This window comes from Mycobacteroides sp. H003 (genome assembly GCF_001440135.1).
GTDB lineage: Bacteria > Actinomycetota > Actinomycetes > Mycobacteriales > Mycobacteriaceae > Mycobacterium > Mycobacterium gwanakae.
This window is the reverse complement of sequence record NZ_LJYL01000025.1, coordinates 21,822-32,589: the sequence shown is the minus strand read 5'-3', so window position 1 is coordinate 32,589 and position 10,768 is coordinate 21,822. Positions and strand designations below refer to the sequence as shown.

The following is a 10,768-nucleotide window of genomic DNA, read 5'->3' as shown; positions in this document are numbered from 1 at the left end:
TTCGGCGCGCGGCGGCGTTCCCAAATCCGCGGCAGCGCGTTCTCGGCCATCGGACGTCACCATAAGAGACCAGGCCTCAACCAATTTTCGTCAGGTCCCGTCGTGGAACTTCGACCGAGTCCAGGGATGAAGCGTCCCACCCGGCTGGTGTATTCCGCGTAATGCAAGCCGTGCGTCCGCCGTAGATAGGGCTCTTCAACTATCCGCACCTGTAGCTCAATGGACGTGGCCAAGGTGGCGAAGGCGAGCAACGCCAACCCATTCGGAGCGAGGAGCGCTACACCGGCTCCGAAGATCAGCATGGCGGTAAAGATGGGGTTTCGAACCAGTTTGAAGACCCCATTGTCGATCAGTCGGGTAGTTTCGCTGGCGTCGACGCCGATGCGCCATGACTCGCCCATCGACTCCTGCGCTAACAGTGTCCCGGCGATGCCCAGGATCGCTGCGAAAGCTCCTAGCGTGTGCACCGCCCAATGATCAAGCCAGGCCACTGGCGACAGCACACCCAACCATTGCAGCAGGGGGGCCAGAGCGCCCAGCAAGATCGCCACCACGAATCCGGCGCCGGCGAGCCACTCCAACGATCCGGGGCGGCCGTGAAAACCCCGCATGCCTGTCGAACCCGTGAGGCGCCATTGGCGATAACTACGCCATCCGAAGCCCGAGACGATGAATATCCCGTAAAGAGCAAGTGCTGCGGTTGCCATATCGCGAGTTCCTCAGTGGTCGAGGCGGCGGTTCTGGAAGCCTGCGCCGGTCGCTGTGGTTCATCAGGCTTTCCGTGCTTCTTTCGTGGCTCCGCGGCCACGCTAAGGATACATAGCGATATGCGCATATGTCTATACTAATATGGGAATGCGCCCGGGCATCGGACTGAGTGGCCTGCAAACGCCAGACCGACGGCGGGCCCACGACTGGCACCACCGTACCGTTCCGACTTTTGCCACTTAGATGACCGAAATCGCTCCGCCATCTCGGTGACTATCATGGAAAAGGCGCCGCTAGAAGCGGTGACGTTCGCCATCCAGTTTGACAATCGACAGCCGCCGCCGCCGCCACCCGCCCCTCCAGGCAGAAATTGGTGTCACGACTGCTGCTGCCGCCGCTGGCTGGCCGCCGCTTTTTTCAGTAATCGCTGCTGCCCCCGCTGTTGTGACAACCTCCACGGCGGCTCCTGTAGATCTCAAGACATGGGCACATGCGCGAACGGTGTCATCGGGTTGGCGTCGCAGGAAGAGAACCCGAAAATTGTGGGCAGAACATCCTCACCATTTCGATCCAGTCCGAGGTGGCACTTTCGCTGATGGGGATTTCACCCGTTTGAACGTATTTGCACGCACTGGTGCCCATATAGACGGCTATTCCGACCATAAGTCCGCGATCTGCATCCGGCACAGAGTCTTCAATTTTGCTACATGCCAACTTCACATAGGCCTCGACGGACCCCGGAATTAATTGTTGGTAGTAATAGTCGAACAAATGATCAATCTCAACAGCTTGAAATCCTGCCGCCTCGGGATATGCGTCCTTGATCCGTTGCGCCTCGCGGCGGGCCTCAGCCAGCTTCGGGTTCGGCCCGCGGAATCCGCAGGTTGTGTCTTGTAGTGACGGCTGTGGCGCCGAACCCGAGGTAGATTCAAGCGGAACCGTCGACGAACCACCGCTACAAGCTCCTGCGGCAACAACTAGAAACAGGGAAGCGGTAGCCACGCGGATAACCGGCCGTCCGTCCATCAAAATGGAGCTTCGTAACTCGTGACGGACACTGCCGATTCCGATGCGGCCCAGCACGTTCACCAACCGGCAGCGCCCGAACGACGTGCCTTTCATGTAAGCCTCCCAGGCAATCGGCGGTCAGGCCACGATACGCCCCCGCTGCATCCGCGGCTGTGCTCGATGATGTGGGTGTGCCGCGGTTGATCGCTCCCGCCATGGCGTCGGGTTCACGGTGGAGGCGGGGCGGTGTGGCGTAACCATCCGCCGTTCGGGGTGAAGCGCAGGACGTCGATGTTCGTGGTGACGATCAGGACATCGATGTCGTCGGGCAGTCGCAGCGCGGCGGCAGGGACTTCGCCCGGCGTCTCCCGCAGGGTGTGGATCAGGCCCGCGGCGGGGCCGTCGAGGCTGGCCATGAGGACCAGGACGTGGATCCCGGCGCGGCCGGCCAGCGACTGTCGGGCGTTCGTGGACTGCTCGGAATCCAGCCAGTCCTGCAGGAAGGCGGTGACGTCGTAGTCGAGGTCGAGAGTGCGCGCTTGCCCGCTGATGGTGCCAGACAGCAGGATCCCCGGCCCCAATGGGCTGTCCGGCACTACAGCGCAATTAGAGTAGAAGCCAAGCGCTTTCGCGTACTTGGGGAAGTTCTCGTGGTCGGCGAGCGAGTTGATGATCCCGCGGGATTCGAGGTCCTCGATCAGCTGGGTCGACGTCGCGATCAACGTCTTCACCTCGGGGGTCTTGGGGTTGCCGCCGTATGCGCCGGCCGCGCGCGAGACGTCCACCGACACCGCCCACAGGTAGCGGAAACTATATTTGGGGATGTACCGCTGCGGCAGTGCCTCGTAGAGGTCGATGAATCGGCGCAACGCTTGGCTGGTCAGTTCCTTGACCTCGACGACGTGGCGCCGTGACCTGAAGTCGGGGATGGCTCCGCCGGCGACCGCCTCGTCCTGGTCGCAGACGCGGGTGAGGTCCGGATCGTCGAGCGCGGTGGAGGCCAACAGCTGTGCCCGCACCTCGCTCGGCTTGAGTCGGCAGCCGCGATGGCCGCACGGGGCGGGCGTGGTGTCGTCGACCTTCTTCACCGCAGCCTCACTCAGTTGCGCATGTTGGCGAAGGGGCGCAACCCGTGGTGGGCGCGGAACCGGGCGATCATCTCGGTCTCCATCGCGGCTGCCTCTTCGTCGTCGGTGACGCGCCAGCCTACGAGGAGGTCGGCGTGGTCAGCGAGTTGCCAGATCCGGCGGCCCCCGGAATGGCCGATCGGCTCGCCGGCACCAAACCGACGGAACTCGTCGAGCCGCTTGTACAGCCCACGCCCTTGGCCGGCTCCGTGATTGGCCTTGCCGATGTAGACCACGCGGGTGCCGGACACCCACAGCTGCTCCAGCTCGGCCACGGGCACGGTGGGGTCCTTGCCCTTGAAGTGTCCTGCCGGCGAGACGTCGAGGAACGTTGGCGGGTCGTCGGTGGGTCGCACTATGACGTACACACCCGGCCCGGTCGGGACGCCGGCGGTGGGCAGCGCGGCGAACGGCACCCACCCAGCGAAGTCGTCGAGGTCAATCGACTCGGTCCTCATCGGCTCACGCGTCCCGCTCCGTGATCTCTATCATTGCGGCGCAACCCGTTCGGGAGCCTTGTTCCGTTCACACCGTGATTATCCTTGGACGGGACGGTTCGATGATGGGATTTCTGACTGTGGACTTAAACGTGCGGTCCTGCACAGCCGTATCGTTCCAATTTCCGCCACTTGGATGAGAAAAACGGCTGCGCCATCTCCGTGAGAAACACGCAAAGGCGCAGCTAGAGGCGTCGACTTTCGCCATCCAGTTTGAGAATCGACAACCTGGCCACCACAGGTGACGGTCGCCAGACGTCTTCCGATCACTTCCCATGTCGGCAGCGCACGTTCGCATTGGAAGTCGGAATCGATTGCGCTTCAGCGTAAGTCTTTGATCATTGCGAGCCCGAGCGGGCCGTTGCCTTGGCCGACGACGCGGAACCCGTTGCGTTCGTAGAGGTGTTTGGCGGGATTGCGGATGTGGACGTTGGTCACATCGCGTTGTGGTCTCTTGCAAGGGTGGTGAAGAGCGCGTCGAGCAGCACGGCACCGATGCCGGCCCCGCGGTACCCTGGTGCCACTGCGATGCACAGTTCGGGCAGGGGCGTCCCCGCGGCGTCGCAGTGCAGTGGTGGGTTGCCGTAGTAGGTCCACACGGCACCGACGGGTGTGCCCGTGTGATCGGCGGCAATAATCGGCGCCACCCCGTCAGGGGGGAGCATCTCCAGCACTTCGTCGTCATCGGGGTGGGGAAGAGGCCTGTCTTCGATGACGCAGGCGTGACGAGCCATCTCGACGATGAAAGAGGCATCTTCCGTCGTCGCCGCACGAAGCACGATTTGCTGAGGTGTCATCGCCGGAAGTGTGGCAGATGGCGTGTGCGCGACACACCTGGTTTTCGCAGCCGCAGCGCTGGCGCCATCCTCGCCACCGAGTTGGCTGCTTGCCGCCTTTGAACCCTGTGCGATCGCACTCCGTGCCAGGCTTCGGTAAGGCGCTACCGCTGGCGGCGGCGAGTTGTGGTCGACAGACGTCTGCCGTCTGCCATCTGGTGGCGCTGCGCACGGCAACCAGTCCACCCGCTGCTGGGTAAGCGGCATCTAGCCAGGTGGCGCGGGCCAGGAAGACAGCGCTTCTGCTGAGCCGCGGGATCAGGCAAAGTGCGGCGGCTCTGTTGCTGGCCGTCAATAGCACATACGATCCCGGTGTGGGCGCATCGAAGGCTGGCGCATCGGTATTGCTGCTTCTGGCAGTGGGACCTCTATTACTGCTTGCTCCTTGGTGGCCCCTACCGTCACTCTTATTGGCTCCGCTGGTTGCCCTCGCGGCGGTCTACTTGGCGTTCATCTTCGCGCTGGGCTGTAAATGGTGGGCCAAGCGCCAACGAGAACAGACAGTGTCAGCATCCGCATCCGCGTCCGAATCGCGTGCGCATTGGCAGGCCGGCCGCTGGGACATCGACCCGCGTCACGCTTACCTAGCCAATGTCGGTGACGCCACCGCTTACGACGTGAGTGTCACGCTGTCCGACAAGGTGGTTTGCACGGCTGAGACAGTTCCGCCGTTCAGCGCCGAGCGGCTGTCTTCGTCGTCGGGACTGCCGTGCTACGTGAACCTTTCTGTCCGTCAGCGATTCGGTGCTTCGCTCGCCATGACGATGGGTCGTCGCGGAAGCGGCAACGCCGTCACGGAAGCGTCCGCGGTTGAGGTGCAGGTCAGATGGCGTGCGGCATCTGGTGAGTGGCACAACCAAAGCGCAGCGATCTGCTAGTGCGGGCCTGCACGGCATCCGTGGGCTGGCGCACCGCTGCGCGAAGTTTGCGATGCAATCGCAGGAATGTGTCGGTGCGGGAGCCGTCAGATAGACAGATCGAGCGCGTCGAATCTGTGGTGAGCCCAGAGTCGGCGCGACGATTCCTCCGGGTAGGGGCGATCGGTCGGGCGCTGTAGATGCGTGTAGTGCGGGTGCCTGACGGCTCACAGGGGGGGGCCACCTGGGCGCACCGTGGCTGGCGAAGTCCCACCCAATCCGTCCGCATGGTGTGTGAGAGCTGCTCGTATTCGTCTGCCGTGCCGGGAAGGGCTGACGGATGGCTGGTGATGTCGTCGCGCGTGAGTGTGCCGAAGACGAGCAGCATGTCCAGGCTGTGACACCTTCGTCGCTGATATGGCTAAGTCTTTTCGGAAGCGAGCCGGGGGACACATCGCCGTGGGTACCTCATGGCGCGGAACTCTTCGCTTGGGACGGCGGAGCCCGCCGGTGAGAGAATGGAGGTCGGCGCGCGATGGCGACCCTGGCGGCGTCCACCCACGCATCGGGGCTCACCGATAATCTGCAGGTGTGCGGATGAGTTCAGCGGACTGCGACCGTGTCTTTGAGGCGGTTGCCGCCGAGCGCCGCGAGATCGCCGCATTGGTTGAGAGTCTGGACGCCGGGCAGCTGGCCATACCTAGCCTTTGCGCGGGCTGGGATGTCAAAACTGTTGCAGCACACCTGGTCAGTGACTTTGCTGACGGATTTTGGGGCTTCCTGGCCAGCGGTGTACGACATCGCAGCGGAGATCGCGGGATTGATGCCCTCGCCCGACGCCGCGCAATGGCATCTGCGGCCGACATCGCGGACGCTCTTCGCTGTGGTGCCGATTATCGGCTTAGCCCACCGATCACCGGTCCGGTAGCTGGCTTGACCGATGTGTTGGTCCACGGTTGCGATATGCGGATCCCGCTGGCCGTTGTGCACCGCCCAAACCCAGAACTTGTCGCGCTAGTGCTCGATTTCCTCACTGGCCGAACCCAACTCGGGTTCTTCCCGCGCGGAAGACTACGCGGTATCGCACTCTTTGATGAAGACACGGGGCGAGAGTGGGGGACCGGTGACGCGCTTGTCGGGTCCGCAGAGGCATTGATGCTGGCTGCCTGCGGACGTACCGTCGCGCTCGATCACCTCGCTGGCCCCGCAGTACCCGTATTGCGCGCCAGGCTTCGGTAAACGCCCTCGTCAGGCCCGGCGATGAGATGGGCACCGTACTAATGGCGACCACCGGAAGTGACGTGGGAGTCTATGCGTATGGCTGGCGGGAACCTCATGCACTGGGTACAGCAGCTCGACGAGCTCGAACAGGTCGTCAAGAACTTGGCCGACGCGATGCGGCTTCACCCGCGGCAGGATGAGTGGATCGCCGGTGACCCGTCACAGGCGTTGCGGGAAACCACGCCGGGGGACTATCTGCGTGACCTCCCCCGTCTGAACACCGCCGACGACCCGGAGCTGCAACGAGCATCGTTGGCACTCGCACTCGCCATCCGTGCCGTCACCGGTCGTCGGCAGCGCTGGACGGCACGAGAACTCGTGCCGGCCCTCGATGCGATCTGCGCCGGGATCGCGCCGATGCGTGCGGCCCTCACCGCACCGGCGGCCACGCCGGCGACGTTGGAATCCATTGTTGCGGAACTGCGCAGTGAGTTCACGCTGTCCTTGGCGGTGATGCTCAGCGGGCAGTACGCCGTGGTCACCAAGCTCTACGAGTGGTACTCCGCGGCGTCTGGTGTTCCTGGAGACGCCTACCTCGATGTCCGACGATTCGAGATCGTCGACCAGGCCGGGCCAGGCTGCATCCCCATGCGCGATCTCGAAATTGCCACGCACGGCGGGGTCACGATGCTGACACCGCAGACCGGGTTCGTGAGCTTCGACCGGTTCTCGCCAGTCCAGCAGCTGCTCTACGGCCAGTGGTTCGCCTACATGCACTCGCTGTGGGATGAGCAATACCGTGGGCGCGTGGCCGCCGCGCACGGCACCGCACCGGATGGCAGTCCCTGGGACTCGCGAGACATCCGCGTGCCGATCTTCGGAGACATCCGCCGAATCCGCAACGACTACATCCACAACAAGGGAATCGTCGACGAAGCGAGCGAGACAGAAGTCCTTACATGGTTCACCGAGGGCAAGGCCGCGGCGATCACGCCCGAACAGATGATGTCGTTGCTCACCATGTTCCCTGAATCAGACCTACTCGAGAAACCCACGCCAGCAGCGAAGCACAGTCGCAAACCCTTACCTTGGAGCGCCGAACCGAACGTCATCGAACACGTGCAGCAACGAGCACGCCAACTCGGGCTCAATCGGAAGGCCCGCAAGGACATCGGCGCCGCGGCACTGGATCTGTGGCTGGCGGCCAACCCAGTTCCCACAGCTGACGACTGAGACCACGACCCGTATCTCGACTTTTCAGAGCCAAACGAACCCGCATGCCGCGCCATCACGGCCGGGGGCCGGCCTGCGGCGGTGCTTGAGAACCCGCCGCACACGCGGCCAGGGGAGGACGCGATGCATGGTCCTGCATCACCGTACCGTTCCAACTTCTGCCACTTGGATGAGAAAAATGACTGTGCCATCGCAATGAGAAACCTGTGTAGGCGCAGCTAGAGTCAGTGGCATGTGCCGTCCAGTCTGAGAATCGACACCTGCCCGCAGATGTGTCGATTGTCAAAGTGGATTTCATTTCGTCATTTGACATGACGCAAGTGTCACTTAGATGACGAAACCTTAGCCGCCCTCCGTATCGCCCCAGGGTAGCTGTGGAGGCGTCACTTCGTGATTGGCGTTGATTTGGCCGCCACTTGTCTCCGTCGTCTATTGATGGATCAGGCGCGTAAGCGGGGCTGTCGGCGGCGGCTGTAGGTTCTCATGCCTGATGTCATCTTCGCATCCGCAAAGTCATGTGGATGCCATTTCTCGAACCAGCTCGCATCGACCCCCGCGCCGGCTACCGGTTCTCGCCAAAGAGGGCGTATCGACAAAGTGTACTATGTAGTACAGTATGCAACTGCCGAACTCGGGCTGACTTTGACCAATCGGCGACACGAAGTCGCCGAAACGATGTACTGAGCAGCCGGCCACCACTGATTTGGATACGTACCTGTCCGCCCATTTCGCCTGGGGCACAGCAAGGAAGGTTCCCCACATCGTCTCGTTGACTGCGGTAGCGATCGTCTCAGTCGTCGCCTTGCTTGCGCCGCTCAGCGTGAGGGTGTTCCGGCTCGCCGTGCCGGCGATCGTGCTCGAAATTCTTCTCGGCGTCATCCTGGGGCCACAGGTACTCGGCTGGTTGCACATGGACGCTGCGCTGCAGGTGATGTCGACGATTGGCCTGAGTTTCCTGCTGTTGCTCGCTGGGCTGGAAATCGACGTACGTCTTTTGCGAGGGGCGCTGCTGCGCCGCGCTGCCGGGGCGTTCGCGGTGTCGTTCGCTCTTGCGGTGGGAGTGGGTGTCAGCCTCGGGATGTTGGGCCTCGCTCGATCACCGGTGCTGATGGCCCTGATCCTCTCGGCAACCGGGCTCGGCATCATACTTCCGGTCCTCAAGGACGCGGGGATCGTGGAAACCCGAGCGGGGCAAGTCATCGTGGCTGGTGCATCGATTGCCGAGGTCGTACCCATAGTGCTTCTTTCCCTGTTGTTTTCCGAAGACACATCAGTCGGGCTCGGGGCCAGGTTGACGCTGCTGGCGGCGTTTCTCGGCTTCACGGGTGTCGTCATCACGGTCGTTCTCGGCCTGGAGCGTGCCCGTACCTTGTGCAAGACGATGCTCGACCTGCAGGACACCACCGCCGAGATTCGAGTCCGCGGAACGATGGCCCTACTCTTGGTATTTGCTTCTCTCGCGACAGCGTTCGGACTCGAGTCGATCCTGGGAGCGTTCCTCGCCGGGACGGCTCTGACGCTCCTCGACCGCGATGACGACATGACCCACACCCAGTTCTATACCAAGCTGCATGCGGTCGGATTCGGTGTATTCATCCCGTTCTTCTTCGTCGCAACCGGGGTGTCACTCGACATTCGCGCACTTGTCGACCACGCCTCCTCCTTGGCCAAGATCCCTGTCTTCCTTGCTGCCCTCCTGATCGTGCGAGCGTTGCCGGCCATCGTCTACCGTCCGTTACTCGCCGGTGGCCGCGACGTTCTGGCCGCGGGCCTACTGCAGGCCACGTCGCTGAGCATTCCGGTGGTGGCCGGGGGCATCGGCGTGGAGCTGGGCCTGCTGGAACCGGCCAATTACGCCGCGCTGGTCGCCGCCGGCTTGTTGTCAGTCATCGTGTTTCCCCGACTGGCTGTCTTCCTACTGGCGCGGGGCGCTGAAGCATCCGCTCCGGGCGTGCGCGCAGACGGCAGCCTCAGTGGCGATGACCGACCGCGTCCTGGCCCGTGAAGACTGTCCGGACGACTTCGAACTTGGGTCGGCCGAGCGCGGAATGACCACACTCACGGCGGCGTCGCAGGTCGCGACCACGGCAGCGATTCTCGCCTATCTCATGTGGAGCAACGTCGGTCCGCAGCGAGCCAGAGGGCGTTCCGGAAGACCGGTCCGGGCCGCGGTCGCCTTCGCCGTCTTCGTGGGCTGCAATGCGTCGATTCAAAACGGGAACACCCGCATCTTGCTGGTGCTGGTGCTGTGCGCTCCCATCGCAGTGGTGGTGAGGCACCTCCGCAGGGAAACCCTATGCGGTCATGGATCGGGTTGCGGCCGGTCGTGATCCTGGTCGGGCGTGGTCGTCCATCCGCGGAAGGTGTCGAGGAGGCGCTCGCGGAAGCCCTCGTCGAGTTGATCGGACGGAACCCGCCCCAAGGTGCTGATCGTCGACCGGAACTGATCGAGGTAGTTGACGCAGCCATCACATTCCAGCAGGTGTGCGTCGAACCTGGCTCGGACGTCGGGATCGAGCGCACCGTCGAGGTAGTCGGTCACCAGTTCCACGAGTTGCTCGCAGATGATCTCGTCGGCGTTCATGCGGTCGTCCCAAGGTAGTTTTCCAGCTCTTGGCGAACCACGGCTCTGCCGCGATGTAGTAGCACCCGCTGGTTGGCCGCGCTGATGTCCAACAATTGGCATACCTCCTGGGAACTGAACCCCTGTACGTCACGCAGAGTGACCACCTCACGTTGGCGCGCCGGCAAGCGCTGCAGTCCCGCGGTGGCGACCTGTGTGAGTTCCCCGCTGAGCAGCGACCCCTCGGGCGTGTCCGGGAACGGGGCGGGTGGTTCCTTCCAATGACCGGGCAGGGGATCGCCCGCGTCGCGGAACCGGTCCGGATCGACGGTGCCGCCGGTCATGACGCGCACGGCGGTGTCGGTGTATCGGCGTTCAGCGAGGCCGTGTTTCTTGGCGACGTTGATCAAGATGGTGAAGATCCACGTCCGTAGTGAGGCCCGACCCTCGAACTTGTCGATGCCCTTGAAGATCGCGATCCACGTCTCCTGCACAACGTCCTCGGCGAGCTCGTTGCTGGACACGTATCCGCGCGCCACTCGTTGCATCGAGGGCCCGTAAAGGTCGAGGAGCTTGCTGAACGCCTCCGGATCACCATTGCGCAGTCGGTCGGCCAGCGCCGCGGTGCCCACCGGTTCCAGCATGTCGGAATCCCCTCGTCGGCCGTGCGTGAGCGATCGCTACCCGGCCGCCGCGCCATAAGCGCCGAAGTCACCAG

Annotated in this window: 12 protein-coding genes; 5 read left to right on the top strand and 7 right to left on the bottom strand. The window is 63.2% G+C overall.

Going from position 1 to position 10,768, the window contains the following annotated elements; genetic code table 11:
• Positions 1-56 precede the first annotated feature (56 nt).
• The 5 genes from AOT87_RS17645 to AOT87_RS17630 form a co-directional block, all read right to left on the bottom strand.
• Entirely contained in the window at positions 57-707 is a 651-nt protein-coding gene (locus tag AOT87_RS17645) for an isoprenylcysteine carboxylmethyltransferase family protein (RefSeq protein WP_046190096.1), read from the bottom strand.
• A 505-nt stretch (positions 708-1,212) separates the two neighbouring features.
• Positions 1,213-1,830, bottom strand: a complete 618-nt coding sequence (locus AOT87_RS28725; protein ID WP_057970367.1) for a hypothetical protein — start codon at positions 1,828-1,830, stop codon at positions 1,213-1,215.
• A gap of 113 nt (positions 1,831-1,943) precedes the next feature.
• The gene (locus AOT87_RS17640; RefSeq protein WP_046190095.1) at positions 1,944-2,804 is read right to left on the bottom strand and encodes a hypothetical protein; all 861 of its coding nucleotides are present in this window, start codon (positions 2,802-2,804) and stop codon (positions 1,944-1,946) included.
• An 11-nt stretch (positions 2,805-2,815) separates the two neighbouring features.
• Positions 2,816-3,301 carry a hypothetical protein gene (locus AOT87_RS17635; protein ID WP_046190094.1) on the bottom strand — a complete coding sequence of 162 codons (486 nt, stop codon included), beginning with the start codon at positions 3,299-3,301 and terminating at the stop codon, positions 2,816-2,818.
• A 473-nt stretch (positions 3,302-3,774) separates the two neighbouring features.
• On the bottom strand, positions 3,775-4,137 hold the full coding sequence (locus AOT87_RS17630) for a GNAT family N-acetyltransferase (RefSeq protein WP_046190093.1): 363 nt from the start codon (positions 4,135-4,137) through the stop codon (positions 3,775-3,777).
• 353 nt (positions 4,138-4,490) lie between these two features.
• Between AOT87_RS17630 and AOT87_RS17625 the strand changes: the two genes are divergently transcribed.
• The 5 genes from AOT87_RS17625 to AOT87_RS17605 all read left to right on the top strand — a co-directional run bounded on the left by AOT87_RS17625 (position 4,491) and on the right by AOT87_RS17605 (position 9,817).
• A complete protein-coding gene (locus AOT87_RS17625) occupies positions 4,491-5,054 on the top strand; it encodes a hypothetical protein (RefSeq protein WP_131701219.1) in 564 nt (187 codons plus the stop codon).
• Between the two features lie 576 nt (positions 5,055-5,630).
• Positions 5,631-6,272 (top strand): maleylpyruvate isomerase family mycothiol-dependent enzyme, encoded by a 642-nt coding sequence (locus tag AOT87_RS17620; protein WP_174561140.1) that lies wholly within the window; start codon positions 5,631-5,633, stop codon positions 6,270-6,272.
• 78 nt (positions 6,273-6,350) lie between these two features.
• Positions 6,351-7,487: a hypothetical protein gene (locus AOT87_RS17615; RefSeq protein ID WP_057969522.1), complete on the top strand. Its 1,137-nt coding sequence runs from the start codon at positions 6,351-6,353 to the stop codon at positions 7,485-7,487.
• Positions 7,488-8,256: 769 nt separating this feature from the next.
• Positions 8,257-9,492: a cation:proton antiporter gene (locus AOT87_RS17610; protein WP_198528447.1), complete on the top strand. Its 1,236-nt coding sequence runs from the start codon at positions 8,257-8,259 to the stop codon at positions 9,490-9,492.
• Positions 9,467-9,817, top strand: a complete 351-nt coding sequence (locus tag AOT87_RS17605) for a hypothetical protein (RefSeq protein WP_057969521.1) — start codon at positions 9,467-9,469, stop codon at positions 9,815-9,817. Before AOT87_RS17610 ends, AOT87_RS17605 begins: the two co-directional genes overlap by 26 nt.
• Here AOT87_RS17605 and AOT87_RS17600 read toward each other — a convergent pair.
• Together AOT87_RS17600 and AOT87_RS17595 are read right to left on the bottom strand one after the other, a co-directional pair.
• The gene (locus AOT87_RS17600; protein WP_170924377.1) at positions 9,790-10,071 is read right to left on the bottom strand and encodes a zf-HC2 domain-containing protein; all 282 of its coding nucleotides are present in this window, start codon (positions 10,069-10,071) and stop codon (positions 9,790-9,792) included. The genes AOT87_RS17605 and AOT87_RS17600 overlap by 28 nt on opposite strands.
• Entirely contained in the window at positions 10,068-10,694 is a 627-nt protein-coding gene (locus tag AOT87_RS17595; protein WP_046190089.1) for an RNA polymerase sigma factor, read from the bottom strand. Before AOT87_RS17595 ends, AOT87_RS17600 begins: the two co-directional genes overlap by 4 nt.
• Positions 10,695-10,768 lie beyond the last annotated feature (74 nt).